This is a genomic window from Micromonospora sp. NPDC049004, assembly GCF_040649315.1.
In the GTDB taxonomy this organism is placed as follows: Bacteria; Actinomycetota; Actinomycetes; order Mycobacteriales; family Micromonosporaceae; genus Micromonospora.
This window is the reverse complement of sequence record NZ_JBEZFG010000008.1, coordinates 127,228-153,848: the sequence shown is the minus strand read 5'-3', so window position 1 is coordinate 153,848 and position 26,621 is coordinate 127,228. Positions and strand designations below refer to the sequence as shown.

Annotated in this window: 26 protein-coding genes and 1 tRNA gene; 13 read left to right on the top strand and 14 right to left on the bottom strand. The window is 72.5% G+C overall.

Features of this window, described 5'->3' with window-relative positions:
* Positions 1-5 precede the first annotated feature (5 nt).
* A complete protein-coding gene (locus tag AB0B97_RS23820) occupies positions 6-179 on the bottom strand; it encodes a hypothetical protein (protein WP_357496514.1) in 174 nt (57 codons plus the stop codon).
* Positions 180-810: 631 nt separating this feature from the next.
* Between AB0B97_RS23820 and AB0B97_RS23815 the strand changes: the two genes are divergently transcribed.
* Positions 811-1,050, top strand: a complete 240-nt coding sequence (locus AB0B97_RS23815; protein ID WP_357496512.1) for a winged helix-turn-helix domain-containing protein — start codon at positions 811-813, stop codon at positions 1,048-1,050.
* A gap of 155 nt (positions 1,051-1,205) precedes the next feature.
* Here the strand turns inward: AB0B97_RS23815 and AB0B97_RS23810 are convergent.
* The 6 genes from AB0B97_RS23810 to AB0B97_RS23785 form a co-directional block, all read right to left on the bottom strand.
* Positions 1,206-1,280, bottom strand: a tRNA-Val gene (locus tag AB0B97_RS23810).
* Positions 1,281-1,355: 75 nt separating this feature from the next.
* Positions 1,356-1,823, bottom strand: a complete 468-nt coding sequence (locus AB0B97_RS23805; protein ID WP_357496510.1) for a peroxiredoxin — start codon at positions 1,821-1,823, stop codon at positions 1,356-1,358.
* Positions 1,824-1,911: 88 nt separating this feature from the next.
* Positions 1,912-2,349 (bottom strand): DUF3052 domain-containing protein, encoded by a 438-nt coding sequence (locus tag AB0B97_RS23800; protein ID WP_030330240.1) that lies wholly within the window; start codon positions 2,347-2,349, stop codon positions 1,912-1,914.
* A 112-nt stretch (positions 2,350-2,461) separates the two neighbouring features.
* On the bottom strand, positions 2,462-4,960 hold the full coding sequence (locus tag AB0B97_RS23795; RefSeq protein ID WP_357496508.1) for a thiamine pyrophosphate-dependent enzyme: 2,499 nt from the start codon (positions 4,958-4,960) through the stop codon (positions 2,462-2,464).
* 51 nt (positions 4,961-5,011) lie between these two features.
* Positions 5,012-5,416: a MarR family transcriptional regulator gene (locus tag AB0B97_RS23790; RefSeq protein WP_357496801.1), complete on the bottom strand. Its 405-nt coding sequence runs from the start codon at positions 5,414-5,416 to the stop codon at positions 5,012-5,014.
* A gap of 353 nt (positions 5,417-5,769) precedes the next feature.
* Positions 5,770-6,174: a YjbQ family protein gene (locus tag AB0B97_RS23785; protein ID WP_357496506.1), complete on the bottom strand. Its 405-nt coding sequence runs from the start codon at positions 6,172-6,174 to the stop codon at positions 5,770-5,772.
* 227 nt (positions 6,175-6,401) lie between these two features.
* Between AB0B97_RS23785 and aceE the strand changes: the two genes are divergently transcribed.
* Positions 6,402-9,140 carry a pyruvate dehydrogenase (acetyl-transferring), homodimeric type gene (gene aceE, locus AB0B97_RS23780; RefSeq protein ID WP_357496504.1) on the top strand — a complete coding sequence of 913 codons (2,739 nt, stop codon included), beginning with the start codon at positions 6,402-6,404 and terminating at the stop codon, positions 9,138-9,140.
* Between the two features lie 292 nt (positions 9,141-9,432).
* On the opposite strand, the gene AB0B97_RS23775 is transcribed toward aceE, so the two are convergent.
* A complete protein-coding gene (locus AB0B97_RS23775; protein WP_234589259.1) occupies positions 9,433-9,879 on the bottom strand; it encodes an SRPBCC domain-containing protein in 447 nt (148 codons plus the stop codon).
* Positions 9,880-10,067: 188 nt separating this feature from the next.
* Here AB0B97_RS23775 and AB0B97_RS23770 point away from each other — a divergent pair, with 188 nt between their 5' ends.
* Genes AB0B97_RS23770 through gltX form a run of 3 tightly spaced genes read left to right on the top strand, consistent with a single transcriptional unit; the run spans position 10,068 to position 14,152 of the window.
* A complete protein-coding gene (locus AB0B97_RS23770; protein ID WP_357496502.1) occupies positions 10,068-11,417 on the top strand; it encodes a GH1 family beta-glucosidase in 1,350 nt (449 codons plus the stop codon).
* A complete protein-coding gene (locus AB0B97_RS23765; RefSeq protein ID WP_234589266.1) occupies positions 11,414-12,691 on the top strand; it encodes an MFS transporter in 1,278 nt (425 codons plus the stop codon). The genes AB0B97_RS23770 and AB0B97_RS23765 overlap by 4 nt, the downstream gene beginning before the upstream one ends.
* A gap of 51 nt (positions 12,692-12,742) precedes the next feature.
* Positions 12,743-14,152, top strand: coding sequence for a glutamate--tRNA ligase (gene gltX, locus AB0B97_RS23760; RefSeq protein WP_357496500.1), 1,410 nt, complete (start codon positions 12,743-12,745; stop codon positions 14,150-14,152).
* 170 nt (positions 14,153-14,322) lie between these two features.
* On the opposite strand, the gene AB0B97_RS23755 is transcribed toward gltX, so the two are convergent.
* On the bottom strand, positions 14,323-14,946 hold the full coding sequence (locus AB0B97_RS23755) for a copper resistance protein CopC (protein ID WP_357496498.1): 624 nt from the start codon (positions 14,944-14,946) through the stop codon (positions 14,323-14,325).
* A gap of 241 nt (positions 14,947-15,187) precedes the next feature.
* Here AB0B97_RS23755 and AB0B97_RS23750 point away from each other — a divergent pair, with 241 nt between their 5' ends.
* Entirely contained in the window at positions 15,188-15,838 is a 651-nt protein-coding gene (locus tag AB0B97_RS23750) for a hypothetical protein (protein WP_357496496.1), read from the top strand.
* A 35-nt stretch (positions 15,839-15,873) separates the two neighbouring features.
* Here AB0B97_RS23750 and AB0B97_RS23745 read toward each other — a convergent pair whose 3' ends face one another.
* Together AB0B97_RS23745 and AB0B97_RS23740 are read right to left on the bottom strand one after the other, a co-directional pair.
* Positions 15,874-16,206 (bottom strand): hypothetical protein, encoded by a 333-nt coding sequence (locus tag AB0B97_RS23745; protein WP_357496494.1) that lies wholly within the window; start codon positions 16,204-16,206, stop codon positions 15,874-15,876.
* Between the two features lie 105 nt (positions 16,207-16,311).
* Positions 16,312-16,851: a hypothetical protein gene (locus AB0B97_RS23740; protein ID WP_357496492.1), complete on the bottom strand. Its 540-nt coding sequence runs from the start codon at positions 16,849-16,851 to the stop codon at positions 16,312-16,314.
* A gap of 202 nt (positions 16,852-17,053) precedes the next feature.
* Here AB0B97_RS23740 and AB0B97_RS23735 point away from each other — a divergent pair, with 202 nt between their 5' ends.
* The 7 genes from AB0B97_RS23735 (at position 17,054) to fabF (ending at position 23,821) form a co-directional block, all read left to right on the top strand.
* On the top strand, positions 17,054-18,256 hold the full coding sequence (locus AB0B97_RS23735) for a histidine kinase (RefSeq protein WP_357496490.1): 1,203 nt from the start codon (positions 17,054-17,056) through the stop codon (positions 18,254-18,256).
* Positions 18,253-18,942 carry a response regulator transcription factor gene (locus AB0B97_RS23730; protein ID WP_357496488.1) on the top strand — a complete coding sequence of 230 codons (690 nt, stop codon included), beginning with the start codon at positions 18,253-18,255 and terminating at the stop codon, positions 18,940-18,942. The genes AB0B97_RS23735 and AB0B97_RS23730 overlap by 4 nt, the downstream gene beginning before the upstream one ends.
* A gap of 47 nt (positions 18,943-18,989) precedes the next feature.
* A complete protein-coding gene (locus AB0B97_RS23725) occupies positions 18,990-20,291 on the top strand; it encodes a helix-turn-helix domain-containing protein (RefSeq protein WP_357496486.1) in 1,302 nt (433 codons plus the stop codon).
* A 78-nt stretch (positions 20,292-20,369) separates the two neighbouring features.
* The gene (locus AB0B97_RS23720) at positions 20,370-21,326 is read left to right on the top strand and encodes an ACP S-malonyltransferase (RefSeq protein ID WP_357496484.1); all 957 of its coding nucleotides are present in this window, start codon (positions 20,370-20,372) and stop codon (positions 21,324-21,326) included.
* Positions 21,323-22,267, top strand: a complete 945-nt coding sequence (locus AB0B97_RS23715) for a beta-ketoacyl-ACP synthase III (RefSeq protein ID WP_234589205.1) — start codon at positions 21,323-21,325, stop codon at positions 22,265-22,267. The genes AB0B97_RS23720 and AB0B97_RS23715 overlap by 4 nt, the downstream gene beginning before the upstream one ends.
* An 85-nt stretch (positions 22,268-22,352) precedes the next feature.
* Positions 22,353-22,592 carry an acyl carrier protein gene (locus AB0B97_RS23710; protein WP_007463517.1) on the top strand — a complete coding sequence of 80 codons (240 nt, stop codon included), beginning with the start codon at positions 22,353-22,355 and terminating at the stop codon, positions 22,590-22,592.
* A 2-nt stretch (positions 22,593-22,594) separates the two neighbouring features.
* Positions 22,595-23,821 (top strand): beta-ketoacyl-ACP synthase II, encoded by a 1,227-nt coding sequence (gene fabF / locus AB0B97_RS23705; protein WP_234589208.1) that lies wholly within the window; start codon positions 22,595-22,597, stop codon positions 23,819-23,821.
* Between the two features lie 75 nt (positions 23,822-23,896).
* Here fabF and AB0B97_RS23700 read toward each other — a convergent pair whose 3' ends face one another.
* From AB0B97_RS23700 to AB0B97_RS23690, 3 genes are all read right to left on the bottom strand, one after another.
* Positions 23,897-24,115 carry a hypothetical protein gene (locus tag AB0B97_RS23700; RefSeq protein ID WP_357496481.1) on the bottom strand — a complete coding sequence of 73 codons (219 nt, stop codon included), beginning with the start codon at positions 24,113-24,115 and terminating at the stop codon, positions 23,897-23,899.
* Between the two features lie 66 nt (positions 24,116-24,181).
* A complete protein-coding gene (locus tag AB0B97_RS23695; RefSeq protein WP_357496479.1) occupies positions 24,182-25,906 on the bottom strand; it encodes a glycoside hydrolase family 3 N-terminal domain-containing protein in 1,725 nt (574 codons plus the stop codon).
* Positions 25,907-25,999: 93 nt separating this feature from the next.
* Positions 26,000-26,491 carry a DUF3145 domain-containing protein gene (locus AB0B97_RS23690; RefSeq protein WP_007463525.1) on the bottom strand — a complete coding sequence of 164 codons (492 nt, stop codon included), beginning with the start codon at positions 26,489-26,491 and terminating at the stop codon, positions 26,000-26,002.
* Positions 26,492-26,621: the final 130 nt, after the last annotated feature.

Here is a 26,621-nt window from a genome sequence, read left to right as displayed (position 1 = left end):
CGCCGTCAGACGAGGCGCTGGATGCGAACCTTCGGGCGCTCGTTCCTGAGGTGGCCCCGCTTGTGTTGGCGGACCTGCTCATCCCAGACTTCCTGGTCGTAGTCCGGGTCCGGTGGGATCCACTTGTGGGAGCCGTCGCTGTAGTGGAACTTCTCGTCGCCAGGCCGCAGGATGCTCATCGGGTCCAGCCGAGGAAGCGGTAGTGCAGGTGGCTGGCGGGAACGTGGGCCAGGTCCTGGGCGGCGTCGACGAGGTGGTCGGCCAGGTAGAGAGCCAGCGACACCCGGGCTCGGTCGTACTCGGCTCGCAGCTCCCGGCACCGGGTCTGACACGGCCACTCCTCCGCACAGCCGCCGCACGTCCAGGCCGGCCTGACCGGGTGGTGAGTGGTCACGACGGGCCGTCCTGGCTGGGCCAGTGGCCGCGGTTGATCGGAATGCGGTGGCGGCTTCGACACGGCAGCTCGCCTCCGCAGCGGCAGATGCGCCGCCAATGCCGCCAGGACCAGACGGGCCGGTGACGGCGAGCCAAAGTCAGCGCCACCACCAAGACGTACTCGTCGTACGAGACTCGCTTCACCAGCTCGCCACTCCCGCTCGCGCCGTGGTCTGCCGTGCTGCCCAAGTCAAAGGACGCACTGCCGCCTCCTCGTGCCGCAGCAATCTGGAGGCGTGGATGCCCGAACGCGGGGACGCGCCGGACATCCACGCCGGCGAGGGCGGCCCACAGCGCCAACCGAGGAATCGACCTCCTCGGCAACCTCCCACAGGTACCGTTGGGTAGCCAAGGGCTGACGTAGGTGGTCTACTCGTGTTGCCAACCGAGGAGAACCAGGTGCCACCGCGTTACCGCTACGAACAGATCGCCGACGACCTCGCCGAACGCATCGCGTCCGGCGAGTTCCAGCCCGGCTCCAAGCTGCCCAGTCGGCGGGAGCTGATCGAGCACTACGAGGTCACCGAGCCGGTGATCGACCGTGCCATGCAGGTATTACGGATCAAGGGTATGACTGAGACCCTGCCCGGCGTGGGAGTCTTCGTCGCGGAATAGCCGGGCCGTGAACTGCCGAGTCCGGACCTACTCGCGCCAAGCTCATGCCATGCGGCAGGCGTTCGTCCGGGAAGCTCGACGGACGGCTGACCACCACTCCTGTCACCGCTCCGGAACTTATCTTCTCGGGGCGGCTTTTGCTGCTGGGGAAGGGGTGGTGGGCGCGGCAGGTTTCGAACCTGCGACCCCCCGCTTGTAAGGCGGGTGCTCTCCCACTGAGCTACGCGCCCGGATCGCCCGTGTGCGGCGGGCCGGTGGCTGGCAAGCCTACCTGCTCGCCGCCGGCCCGGCCGCACGGCGTACCACTATCCGGCGGTCGCGTCGGCGATGGCCTTGCGCCAGCCCTGCTGGTCGCGGGCCTCGCCGGGGCCGTTCATCTCGGCGAAGCGGACCACGCCGGCCTTGTCGATGACGAAGGTGCCCCGGTTGGCGAAGCCGGCCACGTCGTTGAAGACCCCGTACGCCTGGGCGACGGCGCCGTGCGGCCAGAAGTCGGCAAGCATCGGGAACTGGTAGCCCTCCCGGTCGGCCCAGATCTTGTGGCTGTAGGCCGAGTCGACGCTGACGGTCAGCACCTGGACGTCGTCGTTCACGTACTCGTCGAGGTTGTCCCGCACCTCGGCCAGCTCGCCCTGGCAGGTGCCGGTGAAGGCCAGCGGGTAGAAGACCAGCAGCACGGTGCGCCTGCCCCGAAAGTCCGACAGGCGGACCTCCTGGTTGTTCTGGTCCTTCAGCACGAAGTCGGGCGCCTCGGCGCCAACCTCGATCGGCATGCGGACTCCTCGGGGTCGAGTCGGGGGATGACGCCAGCCTGCCACACCCGGCGGTGCGGACCGCCGGGCGCGAGGAAGCGATGGCGGGCTACTTCTTGGCCTTGGCCCCTCGGCGCAGCACCAGGCGGGCGCCGCTCCAGTCCCGGCCGGCGTTGACGGTCGAGGTCTGCTGGAGGCCGGCGGTGGGCGCGGACTCCGCGACCTCACTCGGCTCAACGTGCCCCTCACGCCCCGCCTTCGGGGTGAGCAGCCACACGACCCCGTTGTCGGCCAGCGGGCCGAGGGCGTCGACGAGCAGCTCGAAGAGGTCACCGTCGCCGTCGCGGTACCACACCAGCACCGCGTCGACCACCTCGTCGGTGTCCTCGTCGACCAGATCTCCACAGCGGTCGGTCAGGGCGTCGCGGAGATCCTGGTCGACGTCGTCGTCGTACCCCATCTCCATGACGACCATCCCCGGTTCGATGCCGAACCGGTCCGCCAGGCTGCGTACCCCGTCGGCGGCCTGACCAGCGGTCGCGCTCACTGTCGCGTGCCTCCTCATTTCGTCAGTGCTCGCGGCGTCGGGCCGACGCCGTCAGGCAAAGTCCACACAGTTGCGCCTCTGCGCGCAAGTGGCGCACCGAGTGGAACGGAATTTACCGTGCCAGCAGCGTACGGGCACCGTCGGTAATGGCTTCCGGGGAGACCAGAACCTGACGCGCTGCCGGACCTAATGGTACAAAAGAGTCAACTCCGGCCACCCGCCGCGCGGCGCCCACATATCCGGCGTCGACAAGCGCGGCGATCACACCCTCGCCGACTCCGCCGGAACGGCGGGTCTCGTCCACCACCAGCACCCGGCCGGTCGCCGAGGACTCCCGGATGATGTCGGCCACCGGCAGGGGCGCCAGCCAGCGCAGATCCACCACGCGGGTGCCCACCCCCTCCTCGGCGAGGACGGCCGCGGCCCGCAGCGACATCCGCACCCCGTTACCGAAGGTGATGATGGTCAGGTCGTCGGACGAGCCGACCCGGTAGACCCGGGCCCGGCCGATCGGCACGTGACCGGCCACCCACGAGCCGGGCTCCGGATAGCCGGCCAGCCACTCCCCGTCACCCTCGGCATACAGGTCACGGGTGTGGTACAGCGCGATCGGCTCCAGGAACACGCAGACACTGCCGTCCACCGCCGCGCTCGCCAGGCAGGTCCGCAGCATGGGCGCGGCGTCGTCCGGCCGCGCCGGCACCGCGACCACCAGACCCGGCACATCCCGGAGTACGGCCACCGAGTTGTCGTTGTGGAAGTGCCCGCCGAACCCCTCCTGGTACGCCAGCCCGGCGACCCGCACGACCATCGGGTTGCGAAAGGCGCCCCGCGAGAAGAACTGCATGGTGGCGGCCTCGCCGCGCAGCTGGTCCTCGGCGTTGTGCAGGTACGCCAGGTACTGGATCTCCGGCACCGGCAGCATCCCGGCCAGCCCGGCGCCGAGGCCCAGCCCGAGCACCGACGTCTCGTCGAGCAGGGTGTCGAAGACCCGGGCCGCGCCGAACCGGTCCCGCAGGCCCTTCGTCACGCCGTACACGCCGCCCTTGGCGGCCACGTCCTCGCCGAAGACGGCCATCTGGGGGTGATCGAGCAGCCCGTCGGCGAGCGCCGCGTTGATGCTCTGCGCGAGGGTGAGCGGGCCGGCCAGCTCCGGCGGTTTGCCCCCGAACGCCTCCTCCCGCGCCGCCGAGCCCGGCCCGCTGGCCCGTGCCGCCGCGTCCGCCACCGCCCGCGCCACCCGCACCGGGCGGCGGGGCGCCAGCGTCGACACCACATCGGCGGCGGAGGTCAGCTTCGGCTCGCCCAGCACCTCCTCGGCCAGCCGGCGGACCTGCCAGCCGGTTTCGTCGTACCGGGCCAGCAGCTCCTCGGCCGTCGCCACACCGGCGTCGACGAGCTGCCGGGCGGTGGCGGCCACCGGATCCCGTGCAAGGTCCTCGGCCAGCTCGGCGGGGCTGCGGTACGCCGACTCCGCGTCCGCGCCGGCGTGGCCCATCAGCCGGACCGTGCGCAGGTGCAGCACGGCGGGCCGCCGGTGTCGGCGTACCCACGCCGCGGCCTCGCGCGCCACCTCGTACGCCCGCACCGGGTCGGCCCCGTCGGCGCTGAAGTAGTGGATGCCCGGTTTGGCGCGCAGCGTCGCCTCGACCCAGCCCTCCGGCGAGCGGACGCTGATGCCCAGCCCGTTGTCCTCGCAGACGAAGAGCACGGGGATGCGCAACCCGGCGTGGTCGTACCAGCCGGCGGTGTTGAAGGCGGCGGTGGCGCTGGCGTGGTTGACCGACGCGTCGCCGAACGAGCAGACCACGATGGCGTCCGGCGGCCAGGGAGCGTGCGCCGCCCCCGCTCCGCTGCCGACCCGCACCCCGGCCCCGGCACGCCGCCCGACGGTGTCCAGCCGGCGCAGCCGCTCCACGGCCAGCCCCATCCCGACCGCGCGGGGCAGGTGCGAGGCGATGGTGGAGGTGGTCGGCACGATCGCCAGGTCGGCGCGGCCGAACACCTTGTGCCGGCCACCGGCGATCGGCTCCTCGCTGGAGGCGACCATGCCGCGCAGCACGTCGCGGGCGGCCTCGGCGTACCGCACGAACGCGCCGGTGCTCGGCGCGGACCCGGCCGGCTCCGGCGCGGCGGCCGACTCCGGGTCGTCGGCAGGCTCGCGCACGGTGGCCGACTCCCGGTCGGCGGCCCGCTGCAGGTCGGCAGCGCGCTCCCGGTCGGTGGCCGGTTCGGCGTCGGCGGTGTCGGTCGGCGCCGTGGCGTCGGCGACCTGGGCCGCCCGCACGCAGTAGAACGCCCCGGAGCGGTAGTGCAGCAACGCCGGATCGGTGGGGCGCAGCGCGGCGGCGACCGCGGCGTTGCCCTCGTGCCCGGCCGAGCCGATGGTGTAGAAACCCTCCCCGAAACTGCGCAGCCAACGACCGGCGAGGTCGAGCTGGCGGCTGGTCACCTGCGCGTCGAACAGTTCCAGCAGGCGCGCGCCGGTCAGCGGGGCGTCGTCGGTGACCGGGTCGGCGGGGTCACGCCTCCGCTGCGTGGCAGGCAGCGCCGCCAGCGTCTCCCGGAACCGGTCGTCGAGATCTTGCGGGGTGGTCACGTCCGACAGCATTACCGACGCGGGCCATGCTCGCCCAGTGGGACACGGCCCGCGCGCGTCGACTCACGCCGGATCGCACGGCTCCGGGCAGCCGCCGTCGGACACCTTCCACACCAGGTCACGCAGGGTGGACAGCTCCTGGTCACTCAGCCCGGCCAGAAGTCGGGAGTCGGACATCACCTCGGCCACCCGGCCCCGCACACCCCGACCGTCACCGGTCACCACGAGCGTCTTCTGCCGGCGGTCGGTCGGGTCGGTACGACGCTCGACCAGGCCGGCCTGCTCCAGCCGGTCGACCAGCGCCGTCACGTTGGACCGGTCACAGCCCAGCCGGTCGGCGAGGTCCCGGGCGGGCAGAGGACGGTCCGGGTCCAGCTCGTGCAACGCTCGGGCCGTGGCCGGGGTGAGCCCCAACTCGGCGAACTCGGTGCCCTGCCGGTGCCGCAGCGAGGCGGTCAGGTGTGCCATCCGGCGCACCACGTCGGCCGCGAGGCCGGCCCGGTCCACCGGTCGACCCGCCGCGGAAACCACCTCCGGTGCCACCGCCACATCGTACGCACCACGACGAGGGCCCAGCTCAGCGACCAGATCCGCGCCCACCCGGAAGCGGCACACCATCAGTGAAAGTGCTGCCTCAGCACCCGCCGAGACAGCACTTTCCGGGTAGTTGCGCGGATCTTGAGGAGGCACAGCGGCGCGGCGCCCATGATCGCGCTGCAACAGGGTAGTAGTGGCCTCCCCCGCGGCACGACACCACTACAACAAGGATCGAGCACGATCTTGCCGGGGCGCGGCGGGGCGGGGCGCGAGGCGGGGCGGGGTCAGGCGGGGAGGAAGGAGAAGCGGACCTGGCGGGTGGGATTGTCGCCGTTGGTGTCGACCAGGCAGATGGACTGCCAGGTGCCCAGGGCGAGCCGTCCGGCGAGCACCGGCAGCGTCGCGTACGGCGGGACGAAGGCCGGCAGCACGTGGTCCCGGCCGTGGCCGGGCGAGCCGTGCCGGTGCCGCCAGCGGTTGTCGGTGGGCAGCAGGGCGTCCAGGGCGGTGAGCAGGTCGTCGTCGGAGCCCGATCCGGTCTCGATGATCGCCAGTCCGGCGGTGGCGTGCGGCACGAAGACGTGCAGCAGGCCGTCTCCCTCGCCGGAGACGAAGTTCTGGGCCTCGGCGGTGATGTCCCGGACGGCCGGCCGGGACCCGGTCTGGACGGTGATCACGTCACTGCGCATACGCCGGATTCTGCCGCAGCTCGGGCCGAACGTCGGCGTTGCCGCCAACAGGCGCGCGCCAAGAGGCACGCCAACCGGTACGGCGATCCGCGTCGGCCGTCGCGCTAAGTTACCGACGGGTACCTGTGTCGCTCATCGCGTCGGGGGGACCTAGACGTGACGACGGGTGCCACCAGGGGGCAGGATGGCGCTAGAGACCTATCCCACACACAACCGAGGGAACGCCTGTGGCTACGGAACGCAAGCGCCCGGTGATCAGCGACGGCCTACCGAGCCAGCTTCCGGACATCGACCCTGAAGAGACAAGCGAATGGGTCGAGTCGCTTGACGGTGTCATCGACGAGCGCGGCGCCAAACGCGCCCGCTACGTCATGCTGCGCCTGCTGGAGCGGGCCCGTGAGCGCCAGGTCGGGGTTCCGCCCCTGACCACCACCGACTACATCAACACGATCCCGCCGGAGCAGGAACCCTGGTTCCCGGGTGACGAGCACGTCGAGCGGCGCATCCGGGCGTACGTCCGGTGGAACGCCGCCATGCTGGTGCACCGGGCGCAGCGCCCGGAGATCGGCGTCGGCGGGCACATCTCCACCTTCGCCAGCTCGGCGTCTCTGTACGAGGTGGGCTTCAACCACTTCTTCCGGGGCAAGAACCACCCCGGCGGTGGCGACCAGATCTACTACCAGGGTCACGCCTCCCCCGGCATGTACGCGCGGGCGTTCCTGGAGGGGCGGCTCAGCGAGCACCAGCTCGACGGGTTCCGCCAGGAGCTGTCGCACCCAGGTGGTGGGCTGCCCTCGTACCCGCACCCGCGGCTGATGCCGGACTTCTGGGAGTTCCCCACCGTCTCGATGGGTCTCGGCGGCCTGAACGCGATCTACCAGGCCCGGTTCAACAGGTACCTGCAGCACCGCGGCATCAAGGACACCTCGCAGCAGCACGTGTGGGCGTTCCTCGGCGACGGCGAGATGGACGAGCCCGAGACGCTTGGCGCGATCGGTGTGGCCGCCCGCGAGGAGCTGGACAACCTCACCTTCGTGATCAACTGCAACCTCCAGCGGCTGGACGGCCCGGTCCGGGGCAACGGCAAGGTCATGCAGGAGCTGGAGGCGTTCTTCCGGGGCGCCGGCTGGAACGTCATCAAGGTGGTCTGGGGCCGTGAGTGGGACCCGCTGCTCGCGGCGGACACCGACGGCGCGCTGGTCAACCTCATGAACACCACGACCGACGGCGACTACCAGACCTACAAGGCCGAGTCCGGCGCGTACGTGCGCGAGCACTTCTTCGGCCGCGACGCCCGGACCCGCAAGATGGTCGAGCCGCTGAGCGACGACGAGATCTGGAACCTCAAGCGGGGTGGGCACGACTACCGCAAGCTCTACGCGGCCTACAAGGCGGCCACCGAGCACACCGGTCAGCCGACGGTCATCCTGGCGAAGACGATCAAGGGCTGGACGCTCGGCTCGCACTTCGAGGGCCGCAACGCGACCCACCAGATGAAGAAGCTGACGCTGGAGGACCTGAAGACCTTCCGCGACCGGCTCTACCTGGACATCCCGGACAAGGCGCTGGAGGACAACCCCTACCTGCCGCCGTACTACCAGCCGGGTGAGAAGTCCGAGGAGCTGGCCTACCTCAAGGAGCGCCGCGAGCAGCTCGGCGGCTACCTGCCGTCCCGGCGGACCAGCACCAAGCGGCTGACCATCCCCGGTCCGGAGCGGTTCGCCGACGTCAAGCGCGGCTCGGGCAAGCAGAAGGTGGCCACCACCATGGCCTTCGTCCGCCTGCTCAAGGACATCATGAAGGACAAGGAGTTCGGCAAGCGCTGGGTGCCGATCATCCCGGACGAGGCCCGCACCTTCGGCCTCGACTCGATCTTCCCAACCGCGAAGATCTACTCGCCGCACGGGCAGCGCTACACCTCTGTCGACCGGGAGCTGTTCCTGTCGTACAAGGAGTCGACGACCGGGCAGATCCTGCACGAGGGCATCAACGAGGCCGGTTCGGTCGCCTCGTTCACCGCCGCGGGCTCGGCGTACGCCACCCACGACGAGCCGATGATCCCGATGTACATCTTCTACTCGATGTTCGGGTTCCAGCGGACCGCCGACGGGCTGTGGGCGGCTGCCGACCAGATGGCGCGGGGCTTCCTGCTCGGCGCGACCGCCGGTCGGACGACGCTCAACGGTGAGGGCCTGCAGCACGAGGACGGCCACTCGCTGCTGATCGCCGCCACCAACCCGGCGGTGGTCGCGTACGATCCGGCGTTCTCCTTCGAGATCGCGCACATCATGGAAGCCGGCCTGCACCGGATGTACGGGGACGCGCAGGAGAACGTCTTCTACTACCTGACGGTCTACAACGAGCCGATCCTGCAGCCGGCCGAGCCGGCCGGGGTGGACGTGGAGGGCCTGCTCAAGGGCATCTACCGCTACTCCCCGGCACCGCAGGTCGACGGCCCGAAGGCCAACGTCCTCGCCTCCGGCACGGGCATGCAGTGGGCGCTCAAGGCCCAGCAGCTGCTCGCCCAGGACTGGGGCGTGGCCGCCGACGTCTGGTCGGTGACCTCCTGGACCGAGCTGCGTCGCGACGCGGTGGAGACCGAGGAGTACAACCTGCTCAACCCGGGCGCCGAGGCCAAGGTGCCGTACGTCGCGCAGAAGCTGGCCGACGCGGACGGCCCGAAGGTCGCGGTCAGCGACTGGATGCGTGCCGTACCGGACCTGATCGCCCGCTGGGTACCCGGCGACTACACGTCGCTGGGCACCGACGGCTTCGGGATGTCGGACACCCGGCACGCGCTGCGCCGGCACTTCCACGTCGACGCCGAGTCGATCGTGGTCGCCACGCTGCGGCAGCTCGCCCGCAGCGGCGCGGTGCCGGCCACCGTGCCGGCCGAGGCCGCCAAGAAGTACGCGATCGACGACGTCAACGCCGCTCCCGTCGGGGAGACCGGCGGCGACAGCTGATCCAGCACGACCAGAAGGGCCCGGCGCCAAAGCGCCGGGCCCTTCCGCGTCCCGCTCCCACCGTCCACCGCGTGGATCCCGACCCACCCTCCACCGCGTGGATCATGGAGTTGTGGTGGGGGACGAAGCGGTGAAGTCACCCCGTTCCGGGCACCACAACTCCATGATCGACGCGGTTCAGGGGCGGGGCAGGGGCGGGGCAGGGGTGGGTATGGGTTGGCGGTGGCCGACGTTCCTGGTGGGGACGCCGGGCCACCGCCGGGGCGGGTGACGCCAGGAGGATGGGCGCTCGTCAGCCGACGGCGGCCAGGTCGGTGAGCCGGGCCAGCGAGTCCTCCAGGTCGGCGCCGACCCGACGCAGTCCGAGACGCAACAGGGCCGCCTTGACGGGACCGGCCGGCCAGCGGACGACGATGAGTCGGACGATCGTCCCGCCCTCCTCCTCGTCCTCGGTCAGCTGGACGTAGATCTCGGTGCGCGCCTCCGCACGAGCACCGGCACCCTTGGCCCGTTCCCGCCAGCCGATCAGCGTCGGCTCCTGATAGGCGATCACCTCGGCCTCATGCGCCGAACCGCGCCCCGCCTGGACCAGTTGCCGCCGCCCGAAGCCCTCTCCGGAGAGCACTTCGGCCGCGCGGACCCCCGCCAGCCAGGCCGGTAACTGCTCAGCCCGCTGTACGACGTCCCAGACCACTTCCACCGGCGCCGCCACGTGCGCACTGCGTTCCACGAGGATCATTTCCGTCTTTCCTCCAGTGAGGACATCCCACGATATCGGCACTCTATGCGCTAAATCGGACTTACACGGACGGGTTAGGAAAAAGACACGCCGATCAACCATTGCGGATTGCGCCAACCCGGCCTATGGCGCATTCATCGACAGCGCCCTAGAGTCCCGAACACGTTTCACGTTGACCGGGAGGGCGCATGCCTACCGCACCGATTCCCGAGTTCCCCGCCGGCTTCCGCTGGGGCGTCTCCACGTCCGCCCACCAGATCGAGGGCGCCACCACGGCCGGCGGACGCGGACCGTCCATCTGGGACACCTTCGCGCGCTCCCCCGGCCGGATCAGCGACGGCAGCAGCGGAGAGATCGCCTGCGACCACTACCACCGGTACGCCGAGGACGTGGCGCTGCTGGCCGGTCTGGGCGTCTCCGCCTACCGGTTCTCGATCGCCTGGCCCCGGGTGCAGCCCAGCGGCAGCGGCCCGACCAACGCCGCCGGCCTGGACTTCTACGACCGCCTGGTCGACGAGCTGCTGGCCGTCGGCGTCGACCCGGTGGCCACCCTCTACCACTGGGACCTGCCCCAACCCCTGCAGGACGCCGGCGGCTGGCTCAACCGCGACACCGCCGCCCGCTTCGCCGACTACGCCGAGCGGACCGCCGCCCGCCTCGGCGACCGCGTCCGGCTCTGGATCACCCTGAACGAGCCGTTCATCCACATGAGCCTCGGCTACGGCATGGGCGTGCACGCCCCCGGCGAGATGCTGCTCTTCGACGCCTTCGCAGCCGCCCACCACCAACTGCTCGGGCACGGGCTCGCGGTCGCCGCGCTGCGCGCCAACACCACCAGCCCGGTGGCGATCGCCAACAACTACTCCCCCGTGCGGGTGCTCGGCGACAGCGACGCCGACCGGGCCGCCGGGGCCGCGTACGAGGCCCTGCACAACCGGCTTTTCACCGACCCGCTGCTCGGACGCGGCTACCCGGATCTGCCCGGGCTCGACCCGAGCGTCATTCACCCCGGCGACCTGGACACCATCGCGGCGCCCATCGACGCGCTGGGGGTCAACTACTACAACCCCACCGGCGTACGGGCCGCCGAGGAGGGCTCGCCGCTGCCGTTCGACCTGGTGCCGCTGGAGGGCTACCCGCGTACCGCCTTCGACTGGCCGGTCGCCCCCGACGGGCTGCGCGAACTGCTCGGCTGGCTGCGGGACACGTACGGCGACGCGCTGCCGCCCATCGAGATCACCGAGAGCGGCTGCGCGTACGACGACGTACCCGACGCCGACGGACAGGTCGCGGATCCGGAGCGCATCGCGTACCTCGACGGGCACCTGCGGGCGGTCCGGGCCGCCATCGACGACGGGGTGGACGTCCGCGGGTACTTCGTCTGGTCGCTGCTGGACAACTGGGAGTGGGCCGAGGGGTTCACCAAGCGCTTCGGGCTGGTGCACGTCGACTACGCCGACCAGAGGCGTACCCCGAAGTCGTCGTACACCTGGCTGCGGGACGTGATCGCGGCCGCGCGGGAGGGTTCGGCGCGGTGACCACCCTCGACCCCACACCGGCGTCGCTGCCGGCGGCGCTCGCCGAGCCGATCGTGCCGGTGCGACGCGGCTGGATCGGTCTGGTCTTCGCGGCCAACCTCGGCGTGTGGATGGCGTTCTTCACCCCGATCCAGGTGCTGCTGCCGCAGCAGATCGAGCGGATCGCGCCCGGCGACAAGGAGACCATGCTGGCGGTGGTCACCGGCCTGGGCGCGCTGGCGGCGGTGCTGGCCAACCCCCTGGCGGGCGCGCTGTCCGACCGGACCTGCCTGCGGATCTTCGGCCGGGAGTTCGGTCGTCGGCACGTCTGGACCGCCGGCGGCGCGGTGCTCGGGGCGGCGGCGCTGGTGCTGCTGGCCCAGCAGCGGACCATCCTCGGGGTCGCCGTCGGTTGGGTCGCCGCCCAGGTCTGCTTCAACGCGATGCTGGCCAGCCTCACGGCCGCCATCCCGGACCGGGTTCCGGTGGCGCAGCGCGGCGCGGTCTCCGGCTGGGTGGGCATGCCGCAGGCGCTCGGGCTGGTGCTCGGCGCGGTGCTGGTCACCGCAGTCGTCACCGGCAACGCCGCCGGCTACGTGGCCATCGCGGTGGCCATTCTGGTGCTGTCGCTGCCGTTCGCGCTGCTCACCCCCGACGACCGACTGCCCCGCGCGCACCGCCCGGCACTGCGGGCGCGGGCGCTGTTCGCCTCGATGTGGATCAGCCCGCGTCAACACCCGGACTTCGCCTGGGCGTGGATCACCCGGTTCCTGGTCCAGTTGGGCAACGCGCTGGGCACCCTCTACCTGCTGTACTTCCTCACCGACGGGGTGCACCACCCCGACCCCGAGGGCGGCCTGCTGGTGCTGATCCTGCTCTACACGCTCGGCATGATGCTGACCGCGGTGGTGGCCGGCCGGCTGTCGGACCGCTCCGGGCGGCGCAAGGTCTACGTGATCGTCTCCGGCCTGATCATGGCGGTCGCGGCGCTGCTGCTCGCCGTCGCGCCGGTCTGGCCGATGGCCATCGTCGCCGCCCTGCTGCTCGGCGCCGGCTACGGCGTCTACCTCTCGGTGGACGCCGCCCTGATCACCCAGGTGCTGCCCCGGGCCACCGACCGCGCCAAGGACCTCGGCGTGATCAACATTGCCAACTCCGCGCCGCAGGTGCTCGGCCCGGCTCTCTCCGCCCCGCTCGTCGTCCACCTGGGCGGCTATCCGACCCTCTACGCGGTCACGGCCGCGGTCACCCTGGTCGGCAGCGCCCTGGTCGTCAAGATCCGCTCGGTGCCCTGAGTCGGGGGGCCGTGGCCAAAAGCGGTCGCCGGCCGCCGTAGGCTGGGGGACGTGACGGTACGTGTGCGCTTCGCCCCCTCCCCGACCGGTATGTTCCACGTCGGCGGTGCCCGCTCGGCGCTGCAGAACTGGATCTACGCCAAGCAGCAGGGCGGGGTGTTCGTGCTGCGCATCGAGGACACCGACGCGGCCCGCAACAAGCCCGAGTGGACCGAGGGCATCCTCTCCGCGCTGGACTGGATCGGCATCTCCCGGGGCAGCTACGAGGGGCCCTACTTCCAGTCGGCGAACGCCGGCGAGCACCGGGCCGCCGCCACCCGGCTGTACGAGTCGGGCCGGGCCTACTACTGCGACTGCACCCGCGAGGACGTGCAGGCCCGTACCGGCTCGCAGTACCAGGGCTACGACGGCTACCACCGCGACCTCGGTCTCGGCCCGGGGCCGGGTCACGCGCTGCGCTTCCGTACGCCCGACGAGGGCACCACAGTGGTCGTCGACCTGATCCGTGGTGAGCCCACCTTCGAGAACAAGCTCATCGAGGACTTCGTCATCGCCCGCGGCGACGGCTCGCCGGTCTTCCTGCTCGCCAACGTCGTCGACGACATGACCATGGGGATCACCCACGTCATCCGGGCCGAGGAGCACCTGCCCAACACCCCCAAGCAGCAGCTGCTCTGGGACGCCCTCGGGGTCAAGCCGCCGGTCTGGGCGCACGTGCCAGTGGTGGTCAACGAGAAGCGGCAGAAGCTCTCCAAGCGCCGCGACAAGGTCGCCCTGGAGGCGTACCGCGACGAGGGCTACCTCGCCGGCGCGATGCGCAACTACCTGATGCTGCTCGGTTGGGCGCCCTCGGGCGACCGGGAGATCGTGCCCTGGTCGGTCATCGAGGACGAGTTCCGGCTGGAGGAGGTCAACCCCTCCCCCGCGTTCTTCGACGAGAAGAAGCTGCGCGCCTTCAACGGGGAGTACATTCGGGCGCTGCCGGTGCCCGAGTTCATCGACGCCTGCCAGCCGTGGCTGACCGGCACCGGGACCCTCGCGCCGCCGCCGTGGCAGCCGGAGGAGTTCGACGCCGACGCCTTCGCCGCCGTCGCGCCACTGGCACAGACCCGGATCGCCGTGCTCAGCGAGATCGTGCCGAACGTCGACTTCCTCTTCCTGGCGTCGCCGCTGATCGACGAGGCGGCCTGGACCAAGACCATGAAGGACGGCTCGGCCGACCTGCTGGACTCCGCCGTCGCGGCCTTCGAGGCGCTGGAGTCCTGGGACGCCGAGTCGCTGAAGTCGACGCTGGAGGCGGTCGGCGCCGAGCGCGGCCTCAAGCTCGGCAAGACGCAGGCACCCGTCCGGGTCGCGGTCACCGGCCGCACCGTCGGCCTGCCGCTGTTCGAGTCGCTGGAGGTGCTCGGCCGCGAGCGCACCCTGACCCGGATGCGCGCCGCCCGGCTCCGCCTGGTCTGACCGGTCGGGCGGCAGCGGGCCGGCGTCGTACCTGTGCGTCGCCGCCTTTGCTCTGCTTCAACCCACGCAACACCCGGTGTCCGAATATCGGACGCGACGTGTTGCCTCCGTTGAAGCAGAGCAAAGGGCACGCCGACACCCCGCCCACCCGGCCCGCGGCGTTCGAATGATCAGCGCGCCCGGTTCCTGCGGCGCAACACCAGGCCGGCGGCGAGGGCAGCGAGCAGCACCAGGCCGCCGAGCGCCCACAGCCACCAGCGGCCGCCGGAGTCGGACCGCTCCGAGGCCGCCGGCACAGCGGACGCGGTCGAGCTGCCCGTCGGGGCCGATGACGGCCCGGCTGAGGACGGGTCGACGGCCGAAGGCCCGGCCGAGGGCGAGCCGGACGCAGCGCCGCCGGCCGACGGCGAGGCGGACGGGTCGGCGGCGGTGCCGGTGGTGAGGGTGAACTGGACCTCGCCCTTGATCGGATGGCCGTCGCTGGACGCGAGCTGGTAACCGACGATGTAGAGCCCGGCCGCGCCCGGCTTGAACGGCACGCGTACGCGGCTGCCGTCGAAGGTCGGCTGCCCGCCGGCGACCACATTGTCCGGTCCGGTTATTGTGATCTTCGTCGTAGCGGGGGCCGGCTTGGCCAGAAACCGAAGCTCGACCCGGGCGGGCGCGGTGGCCACCCGGGCGCCGTCGCGCGGATCGCTGCCGGTCAGCGAGTTGTGCGCGGCGGCCGGTGTCACCGGGGCCAGCAACGACACACCGAACGCCACGCCGAGCACCACTGGCACGACCCGTGCCATTCGTGTAACCCTGCCCCCCATGAACCCCTCCGTAAGGGTACGATCCGCCCGCTGATCAAACAGCTCCTCATTAGTCGAGCAGAGATCGCAGATAGTTCCAAATACTGTTCCACACGCTGCATTTCATCGACGTTCTGCGGAGTCTGTAAGAGTGGGGCCGACCGCCCGGTCGGTGTCGTCACCGGCCGACCGACCCGGACGTCACAACGAAGCCATCCATCGAACGGGGCGAGGAGGCGGGATGGTCCGACAGATGAGGCGCTGGGTCGCCGTGCTGGCGGGCACGCTGGCGGCGGCACTGCTGGCGCTCGGCACCGCCGGCCCGGCCAGCGCGGCGCCCAAGCCGGCGCCCGCCGGTGTGGACATCACCGGTGAAGGGCTCACCGAGCCGCTGCGGCTGCGGCCGGACACCCAGCCCACGCACGTGGTGGCGGTCATCGACCAGGTCAACTTCTTCGCCCGTAACGGCATGCCGACCGGGCCGAAGGCAGCCGACCTCGGTCCGAAGTACACGGTAGTGGTGCTCGCTGGTGAGACGCCGAAGCAGACGTACGACCTGTACCCCAAGGCGGCCGGCGGCCCGCGCGTCTACCGTCCGGCGAAGCAGCCGGACGGTCGCAAGACCAGCGCCGGCTGGTTCCTCGGGCGGCTCAGCATGTCCGAGACGTTGCGCACCGCCGGGGTGCCGCTGGAGCGGCAGTTCGACACGGTCAGTGGCGGCGTGGGTGGCGGCGAGCGGGTGCTCCCGGAGGACACGATGGACCCGGCGCGGGACATCGACGAGGCGCTCGGCGAGTTGCAGCGACTGCTGCTGCTCAACGTCGCGGTGATGCTGACCATCACGGTCGGTCTCGCCGGGATCGCCCTGCTGATCCGCCGCCGGACCCGCTGACCCACCGGCGGCGGGTCAGACCCGCCGTCGCGCGGTCAGCACCAGCGGCGCGGCGGGCGCTCCCGTCGGGTGGCCCGCTGACGCGGCCGGACCGGGCCGTGTCGGTGCGCCCCCGCCCACCCGGGCAGTTCGCTGCGGCAGCCGGTGACGTCGTCCGGCTCGGGCGGCGCCGGCTCGGTGGCCCGTTGGCGTGGCACGGCCACGTCGTCGTCGGCCCGCTCGGCCGGGCGGCCGCCGGTCGACTCCGCCGGGTGCGCCGACGCCCCGCCGACCGGCCGGCGCGGCTTGCCCGCCGCCTGCGGGTCGTGGTGCCCCAGCCGGCAGGGCTCGCCCTGGGCGCAGCCGTGCTCGGCCTCCCCGTGCGCCATCCCCGGTCTCCTCACGCTCGCACTCACGCGCGGAGGCGCTCCCCCCGACGTGCCCTGCCACCGTACTGGCCGGGACCGACGGCCTGTGCACGGCGTACCCCGGGGTCAGCGCTTCGGGCGGCGAGGGAACAGCGTCTCCCAGACCGGGAAGGCGACCAGCCAGATGAGGATCACGACGGTGAGGCTGCGGATCCAGTTGCCCAGTTCACGGGTTCGTTCCGCGTCGTTCACCCAGATGATCGCCGCGCCGAGCAGGCCGCACGCGACAGCCCAGCCGAGGAGCGCCTTGGCCCACTCCCGCCACTCGTGGCGGGCGCGGGCCCAGCCGTACCGGGGAGGCCGCATCGGTGGCGGGCCACCGGCGAACCGGTGGGCGAAGCGCTGGTCCGCCCAGCGCACCATCGAGTGCCCGAAGGCCACCGAGAAGCCGAGATAGGCGGCGGCGAGACCGTGACTGACCCCTGCGGTAGCGCCGCGGCGCAGGTCGATCACCGACGCGGCGAGCAGGGCCAGGTCCACCAGCGGTACGCAGACCAGCAGCGCCGCGCCGAGGCGGGGCCGGCGCAGCGGATAGCGGGCCACCAGCCCGGCGCCCAGCAGCACCCAGAACGCGATCTCACAACCGATGATCACCGCGACCACCATGGCGACCTCCCCCCGTCGTCGCCACCCAGCGTCGCCGATCGACGGGGCTCGGGCCTCGACGCCGGAGACGAGATCGGGGTCCTCCCTTCGACGGACCAACCCCGCGGGCGCGCTCGACGTACCCCTTTCGGCGCATGTCGGAGCCGGCGGGCTCCTTCCCCGGTCGGAGTCGGAGGGTCGACGGCTGTGGTGGGATCGGGGCATGCGACCGCCACCCTGGCTCGGCTCCGGCACGGCCGGCCGGGACCTCACGCTGGCCGGCGCGTCGCTGGTCGGCGGCCTGGTGCTGTACGGCCTGGGCATGCAGCCGCAGATCGTTCCGCATCCGGACGTGCCACCCGCGCTGTTCCTGGCGCCGCTGCTGGCGGTGTGCGTGGCCGTCGGTCTGCGTCGGGTCGCGCCCCGCTCCAGCCTGGCGGTGGGGACCGGGGCGCTCGTGGTGGACACGGCGCTGGGCAACTCGCTGGGCACCGTCGTGATCTACACGCAGGTGCTCTACGACGCCTGCGTGTACGGCCCGCCCCGGCTGTGGCGGTGGCTGCTGGGGATCACCGCGACGCTGAGCGCGATCGGGACGGTGGCCGGCGTGCTCGGCTTCGGGCAGTGGCGCGGGGCGGCCGTCGGGGTGCCGGTGGTGCTCGCCGGGCTGCTGCCGGTGCTGACCGGGATCAGCGTGCGGCAGTACCGCGACCAGGCCGCCGCCGAGCGGGCACGGGCCGAGCAGACCGCCCGGCTGGTCGAGTTGGACCGCCGCCAGGCGGTCGGCGCCGAACGGGCGCGGATGGCCCGGGAACTGCACGACGTGGTCGCCAACCACCTGAGCGCCGTGGCCATCCACGCCACCGCCGTGCTGTCCGTACCAGGGCTGGAGCGTGGCCAGGTGGAGTCGGCGTTGCGGGTGATCCGGGAGAGCAGCGTGCAGGGCCTGGCCGAGATGCGGCAGATGATCGAGCTGTTGCGCGAGCCGGAGGCGGGTGAGCGGAGCACGGCGGGCGTGGTCGGCGCGGTGCCGGAGGCGGTCACGGCGCGGCTCGCCGAGGCGGACGGGTTGATCGAGCGGATCCGTGCGGCGGGCCTCGCGGTACGGGTGCACACCGACGGCACGCCGGGTCCGCTGCCGGTGGGGGTCGACCTCGCCGCGTACCGGATCGTGCAGGAGTCGCTGACCAATGCCCTCAAGCACGGCACGGGCGAGGCGGAGCTGACCATCGCGTACCGGCCGGCGGAGGTGGTGCTGACTGTGGAGAACCCGGTGCGCCCGGACGGGTCACCGCTGCCGGGCGCCGGGGCCGGGCTGATCGGGATGCGGGAGCGCGCCGCGCTGCTGGCCGGCCGGTTCACCGCCGGGCCGCACGACGGCCGCTGGCAGGTCCGGGCCGCGCTGCCCACCGGGGAGGGCGGGTGACCGCGCCGGCGCCGGGCTCGGGCGACGCCGCCCCGGTACGGGTGGTGCTCGCGGACGATCAGCCGGCGGTACGGGCGGGGCTGGCCCTGATCCTGGGCGGCTCGCCGGGCATCGAGGTGGTCGGCGAGGCGGCCGACGGCGACGAGGCGGTCCGGCTGTGCCGGGAGGTACGCCCCGACGTGGCGGTGCTGGACGTGCGGATGCCACGCCTCGACGGGATAGCCGCGACCAGGGCGATCGTCACCGACCAGCTCGCCGACGTGCTGGTGCTGACGACGTTCGACCTGGACGAGTACGTCTTCGGCGCGCTGCGCGCCGGGGCGTCCGGGTTCCTGCTCAAGGACACCGACGCGGCGGGGCTGGTGGCGGCGGTGCACACCGTGGCGCGCGGTGAGGGGTTCATCGCCCCCTCGGTGACCCGTCGTCTGATCGCCGCCTTCGCGGCCACCGCGCCCGGTGCCTCGGCGGCCACCCGGTCCGCGCTGGACACGCTGACCCCGCGCGAACGCGATGTGCTGGCCTGCCTCGGCCTGGGCCTGTCCAACCAGCAGATCGCCGACCGGCTGGCGCTGGCGGAGAGCACCACCAAGACCCACGTGAGCCGGATCCTGGCGAAGCTGGACCTGCGCAGCCGGGTGCAGGCGGCGATCCTGGCCCAGGAGCTGGGCCTGCCCGCGCCACCGTGACCCCTGCGCCGGGACCGGCCGTCCCGGGAGCACCGACCGATGCCGGCGTGGATGGCCTGCTCACGACGTGTCAGGCTAGGGCGGTGAGTACGCCCGAGGGTGGGGAGCTGGCGGCCACGCTGCGCCGGATCGAGCGTTCGGCGGGAGCGCTGGCCACCGCCAGCGTGGCCCGGATGGACGAGACGCTGCCGTGGTTCCGCGCCCTGCCCGCCGACCAGCGCTCCTGGGTGATGCTGGTGGCCCAGGCGGGCGCCCGGTCGCTGGTGCAGTGGCTGCGCGACGGCGGCGGCACGGCGGACAGCACCCAGGAGGTCTCCGACGAGGTGTTCGCCGCGGCGCCGCAGGCGCTGGCCCGGTCGATCACGCTCCAGCAGACCGTGGCACTGATCAAGGTGACCATCGACGTCGTCGAGGAGCAGGTGTCGCAGCTGGCCGCCGAGGGCGAGGAGCAGTTGCTGCGCGAGGCGGTGCTGCGCTTCTCCCGGGAGATCGCGTTCGCCGCCGCCCGGGTGTACGCGCGGGCCGCCGAGTCGCGCGGCGCGTGGGACGCCCGGTTGCAGGCGTTGCTGGTCGACGCGCTGCTGCGCGGTGACTCGCCGGACGTCCTGGCGAGCCGGGCCGCCGCGCTGGGCTGGGCGGACGCGCCGCCGGTCGCGGTGGCGGTCGGCCGGTCCCCCGGCGGTGAGGTCTCCGCCGTGCTGCACGTGGTGTACCGGCAGGCACGGCGGATCGGCGTCGAGGTGATCGGCGGGGTGCACGGCGACCGGTTGGTGATCGTGCTGGGCGGCGCGGCGGATCCGCTGAGCGCCACCGGCAAGCTGCTGGACGCGTTCGGTGACGGCCCGGTGGTGGTCGGCCCGGCCGTACCCAGTCTGGATGAGGCGACGGAGTCGGCGCGGGCCGCGCTGTCCGGTTTCCGGGCGGCGCCGGCGTGGCCGACCGCCCCCCGGCCGGTGCCGGCCGCGGACCTGTTGCCGGAGCGGGCCCTCGCCGGCGACGCGGAGGCGCGTCGCCGGTTGCGCCACGACGTGTACGCGACGCTGGTGCGTGCCGGTGGCGAGTTGCTGGAGACGCTGGACGCCTTCCTGGCCGCCGGTGGCACACTGGAGAGCGCGGCGCGGGCGTTGTTCGTGCACCCGAACACGGTGCGGTACCGGTTGCGTCGCATCGCCGAGGTGACCGGCTTCTCGCCGCTGTCGCCGCGGGACGCGTTCGCCCTCCAGGTGGCGTTGACTGTCGGTCGGCTGGATCCGGTGGTCCCGGTGGTCACGGCGGTCCCGACCCAGACATTGACCCCGGCCGCCCGGAAATCCACCCAAAGCAGTGATGATCCCCGCCGATCTTTGTGAGAAACCTCCAAAGGTTCTAGTGCGGTTTGGTGGGCCTCGGCACAGCGCTACCCACGCGTATCCGGGAGAGTCATAGGCGTGCTCGCCGTACTTAGTCCCGGCCAGGGTTCCCAGAAACCCGGCTTCCTGACCCCCTGGCTCGACCTGACCGGCACCGAGGCGCGACTGCGCTGGTTCTCGGCGCTGGCCGGGGTGGACCTGGTGCATCTCGGCACCGCCGCCGACGCCGAGGAAATCAAGGACACCGCCCGCACCCAGCCGCTGCTCGTCGCGGCGGCGCTGCTCGCCGCCGAGCACCTGCCGCTGGACGCCGTGACGCTCACCGCCGGCCACAGCGTCGGTGAGCTGGGCGCCGCGGCGGTGGCCGGGGTGCTCTCGGCCGAAGCCGCGGTCACCCTCGCCGGCATCCGGGGCCGGGAGATGGCCGCCGCGTGCGCGCTGGAGCCGACCGGGATGGCGGCCGTGCTCGGCGGCGACCCGGACGAGGTGCTCGCCGCGATCGACGCGCACGGGCTACACCCGGCCAACCGCAACGGCGCCGGCCAGATCGTCGCCGCCGGCGCGCTGGACGGGCTGGACAAGTTCGCCGCCGACCCGCCGGCGAAGACCCGCGTCATCCGACTCCAGGTCGCCGGCGCGTTTCACACGCCGTACATGGCCCCGGCCGAGACCGCGCTGGCCACGGTCGCCGCCGGGATCGCCCCCGCCGATCCGGCCCGTCTCCTGTTGTCGAACCTCGACGGCACCGCCGTCACCGACGGGCAGGAGCTGGTGCGCCGGCTGGTCCGCCAGGTCACCGCCCCGGTGCGCTGGGACCTGTGCATGCGCACGCTGGCCGAGCGCGGCGTGACCGGCGTGATCGAGCTGCCCCCGGCCGGCACCCTCGCCGGTCTGGTCAAGCGGGAGCTCAAGGGCGAGGGCGCCCCGGAGATCGTCACCCTGAACACCCCGGACGACCTGCCGGCCGCCCGGGACCTGATCGCCCGCCACGGCACGCCGGGCCAACCGCTCGCCCCCATCGGAGGACACTCATGACCGGCAGTCGCATCGTCTCGATGGGGCACTACCAGCCATCCCGGGTGGTGACCAACGACGACATCGCCCAGCTCGTGGACACCAACGACGAGTGGATCCGCGACCGGGTCGGCATCGTCACCCGGCGGATCGCCGACAGCGAGACGGTGGCCGACATGGCCGCCGCGGCCGCCGGCAAGGCGCTGGCCAACTCGGGGCTCACCGCCGCCGACATCGACCTGGTCGTGGTCGCCACCTGCTCCTCGATCGACCGCAGCCCCAACGTGGCCTGCCGGGTCGCCGCGAAGCTGGGCATCGCCGCGCCGGGCGCGTTCGACGTCAACACCGCCTGCTCGGGCTTCGCGTACGCCCTCGGCACCGTGGACCACGCCATCCGGGCCGGGGCGTCGCGCAACGCGCTCGTGATCGGCGCCGAGAAGCTGTCCGACTTCACCGACTGGACCGACCGCTCCACCTGCATCATCTTCGGTGACGGCGCGGGCGCCGCGGTGGTCACCGCCACGGCCGACGACGAGCCGGCCGGCATCGGCCCGGTCGTCTGGGGCTCCGCGCCGGAGAAGAGCGAGGCGGTACGCATCGAGGGCTGGCGCCCGTACATCCAGCAGGAGGGCCAGTCGGTGTTCCGCTGGGCCACCACGGCGATCGCGCCGCTGGCTCTGCAGGCGTGCGAACGGGCCGGGGTCGACCCGTCGGAGCTGGCCGCCTTCGTGCCGCACCAGGCCAACGCGCGGATCATCGACGGCATCGCCAAGCGGCTCAACATCCCCGACGCGATCATCGCGAAGGACATCGTCGAGTCCGGCAACACCTCGGCGGCGAGCGTGCCGCTGGCCCTGTCGAAGCTGGTCGAGCGTCGGGAGGTGCCTTCGGGCGCCCCGGTGCTGCTGTTCGGCTTCGGCGGTGGCCTGACCTACGCCGGTCAGGTCGTCCGCTGCCCCTGAAACCCCCTCGGACGCGTACGCGTCGAGGAGCGGCGGTCGGCGACGCCGGCCGCCGGAGAACCCCCTATGAGAGGAACCAACCGCAATGACCCGTGACGAGATCACCACCGGCCTCGCCGAGATCCTCGAAGAGGTTGCCGGGGTGAACCCGGACGACGTGGCCGAGGGGAAGTCCTTCACCGACGACCTCGATGTCGACTCGCTCTCCATGGTGGAGGTCGTCGTGGCCGCCGAGGAGAAGTTCGGCGTCAAGATCCCGGACAACGAGGTGCAGAACCTCAAGACCGTCGGGGACGCCGTCAGCTTCATCGAGGCGCAGTCCTGATCATGAGTCGTCCTGACGTCGTCGTCACCGGGCTCGGCGCGACGACCCCGCTTGGCGGGGACGTCGCGTCGACCTGGGACGCCATGCTCGCCGGCCGCTCCGGGGTGAGTGCCCTCACCCAGGAGTGGGCCGCGCAACTGCCGGTCCGGATCGCCGCCCAGCTGGCCGTGGAGCCGTCCGAGGTGCTGGACCGGGTCCGACTGCGCCGGCTCGACCGCTCCGAGGCGATCGCGATCATCGCGGCGCAGCAGGCCTGGGCGGACGCCGGCCTCGCCGACTCCGGCCTGGACGGGGAGCGGCTGGCCGTCAGCGTCGGCTCCGGCATCGGCGGTGCCACCACCCTGCTCGCCCAGGACGACATCCTGGAGGCGTCCGGGCCGCGGCGGGTCTCCCCGCACACGATCCCGATGCTGATGCCGAACGGTCCGGCCGCCTGGGTCGGGTTGGAGCTGGGCGCCAAGGCCGGCGTGCACACGGTGGCCAGCGCCTGCGCCACCGGCGCCGAGGCGATCGCGCTCGGTCTGGACATCATTCGCGCCGGCCGGGCCGACGTGGTGGTGGCCGGCGGCACCGAGGCGGTCATCCACCCGCTGCCGATCGCCGGTTTCAGCTCGATGCGGGCCATGTCGACCCGCAACGACGACCCGGAGCGCGCCTCCCGCCCGTGGGACCGGGGCCGCGACGGCTTCGTCCTCGGTGAGGGCGCGGGCATCGTGGTGCTGGAGCGTGCCGACCACGCCGCAGCCCGCGGCGCCCGGGTGTACGCGCGCCTCGCCGGCGCCGGCATCACCTCCGACGCGTACGACATCGTGCAGCCGCACGCCGAGGGTGAGGGCGCCATCCGGGCCATCGCCCGGGCGATCGCGGACGCGGACATCGCCAAGCAGGACATCGTGCACGTCAACGCGCACGCCACGTCGACCCCGGTCGGCGACATGCTGGAGATCGGCGCGCTGCACAAGGCGCTCGGCGACCACCCGGTGCTCGCCGCGACGAAGTCGATGACCGGTCACCTGCTCGGTGCGGCCGGCGCGCTGGAGTCGATCGCCACGATCCTGGCCATCCGCGACGGCGTCGTCCCTCCGACGATCAACCTCGACGACCCGGAGCCGGGCCTCAGCCTGGAGGTCGCCGCGCACAAGGCACGCCACATGGAGATCCCCGCCGCGCTGAACAACGCGTTCGGCTTCGGCGGCCACAACGTGGCGCTCGTCTTCGCACGGCCGTAAGACAGCGGCCGTGACACAGCGGCCGAGCTGCGGTTTCACCGAAGGGCCCCCTCGCGAGGGGGCCCTTCGGCACGTTCAGCTCCGGTTGCGGGGATGCTGCCTGGCGGTGCGTTCGTTGCCGTGGCGGTAGTTGCCGGTCCAGCGGGCCATCACCAGCTGCGGGTCGTCGTCGACCTCGGCGAGGAACTCCGCCGCCCGGGTGCCGCGCAGTTTGCCCGCCACCCGGCCGTGATGCGTGATCACCACCGTGCCGTCAGCACGCCTGTCGTACCGGAAGCCCTGTGGAGTTGCCATGCGACGAGGCTGCCAGGTCGACGCCCTCTCCGGCGACGCGATTTCCGGCCCGCGGGCCCGGGGGAATCACGCGCCGCAGGTGGTGGCAGGCAGGCCGGGCACCGCCACCGGGGACCGACCACCCGGGCGGGCCTTACCGGCCAGCACGGCGGCCAGGGCGGTCATCGACGCCCGGCTGGAGGAGTACGTCGCCAGCAGCGTCGGCGAGGTGGCCTTGGCCAGCACGTACGGGGTGTCCATGGCGACGGTGACCGCCGCGTCGGCGCGCAGGTCACTGTCGCCGTCGCCGTAGCCGACGAGATGCACCACGGTCCCGCCGCTCGGCTTCACGGTCACACCGACCTTGGTCAACGCGGTGGTGAGCGCCGCCCGGGTGCCGTCGCGGCCATTGGAGGAGGTGACGGTCACGGGCCCGTGCACCGCTTTGCCGCAGGCGCCCCGCAGCACGGTGACCGCACCGGCGGCCAGCGCGTCCGCAGCCGCCCGGTGCGCCGGGGTGTTCAGCGTGGACATCGGCTCGGTGGGGGCCGTCGCCAGCCGGAACTTCATGGTCAGCACCCGGGTGACCGCGTCGACCAGCCGGGCGCGGGGCAGCGAGCCTCCGCGCAGGGCGGCGAGCAGCCCGTCGTACGCCTGACCGACGTTCGGGGTCATGAGGATCAGGTCGTTGCCGGCGTTCAGCGCCCGGACGGCGGCCTCGCCGGGCGCCCAACGCTTCGCCGGCGGCATGTTCATCCCGTCGGTGATCACCACGCCCTGGAAGCCGAGCTGGCCTCGCAGCACATCGGTGAGCAGCTTGTGGGAGAAGGTCGCCGGGGTGCCCGGGTCGATGGCCTGCGCGTCCAGGTGGCCGGACATCACGGCCATCGCGCCGGCCTCGAACCCGGCGGTGAACGGTGGCCACGCGCCGCTCTGCAACGCCGCCGCGGACTGGGTGAGCACCGGCAGGTCCTTGTGCGAGTCGTCAGCGCTGTGGCCGTGCCCCGGGAAGTGCTTCAGGGTGGCCGCGACGCCGCTGGCCTGCAGGCCCCGGACCGCGCCGCCGACCTGGGCGGCGGCCTGCTTGGGGTCGGCCCCGTACGACCGCGAGCCGATCACCGTGCTGCGGGTGGCCAGCACGTCGGCCACCGGGGCGAAGTCGATGTTGATGCCCAGCGCGGCGAGTTCGGCGCCGGCGGCCCGCCAGGCGGCCTCGGTCAGCTTCGGGTCGCCGGCCGCACCGGCGGCGAGCGCGCTGGGCAGGATGGTGACCCCGTCGGTGACCCGGGTGACGACGCCGTACTCCTGGTCGGTGCCGATCAGGAAGGGCGCCGGGCCGGCGGCCAGCCGTCCGGCGGCGCCCCGCAGCCCGGTGGTCAGCTCGTGGACCTGCTTGGGGTTGTCGACGTTGGTGGTCTCCTGGTTGCCCTTGGTCGGGTCGTCGGCGCTGAAGCCGACCAGGATCAGCCCACCGAGCCGGTACTTGGCGATCATGTCGGCGGGGGTGTCGACACCGGCGAGGGCCTGGTTACCGGCGGCGGAGCCGGTCGAGACCTTCGTGGCCGAGTCGCCGTACGCGTACGGCATCAGCACCTGCCCGACCAGGTCCTCGTCGGAGAGCGTCGCGACGAGGGCGGCGGCCCGCGCGGCCGGGTCGTCGGACGGGGTCGCGGCGGGAGCGCTCGGGGCCGCCGAGGCGCCGGTCGGACCGGGCGTCGGATCGGGCCGGTCCGGGGCGCCGGAGCAGCCGGAGACGAGCAGGGCGGTCAGGGCGGCGACGGCGACACCGGCGTGTCGCGGGCGAATCGGCACCCGCCCATCCCACCAGCTTCCCCCTTATCGGGGCAACTTGACCTTACCGGTCGCAGCGCCAGGGAGCGGCTGGCCAGCGGACGGTGCCGGCGGTCAGCCCACCCGGGTGAGCAACGTCACCGGCGCCCCGTCCCCGGCGTACCGGTAGGGCTCCAGGTCAGCGTCCCAGGCGGTGCCGAGCGCCTTGTCGAGGGCGTGCGACAGCGCCTCCGGGGCCCGCGCGGAGGCCATCAGCGCCCGCAGCCGGTCCTCGCCGAGTTGGATGTCGCCGGCCGCCCCGACAGTGGCCCGGAAGAGGCCACGGGCGGGCACGTACATGAAGCGCTCACCGTCGGCGCCGGGACTCGGCTCCTCGGTGACCTCGAAACGGATCATGGGCCACTGCCGGAGGGCAGCAGCCAGCTCGGCGCCCGTCCCCGGACGGCCGGTCCACCCGCACTCGGCCCGGCGTGCGCCGGGGTCGACGGGCTGAGCCGTCCACTGCAGGTTGACCGGCGCGGCTAGGACGCGCGCGATCGCCCACTCGACGTGCGAGCACACGGCGAGCGGGGTCGAGTGGACGTATACGACGCCACGCGTTGGCACGGTGACCTCCCGGAGAGCGAGGTGCGTCTTCCCCTACGACCTCGTCCACCAGAGTGGCTCGTGCAACACATGATTACCCGTGTGACGGATGGTGCGCCAGAGAATCGGAAAATTCGCCGGCCGGAATAGC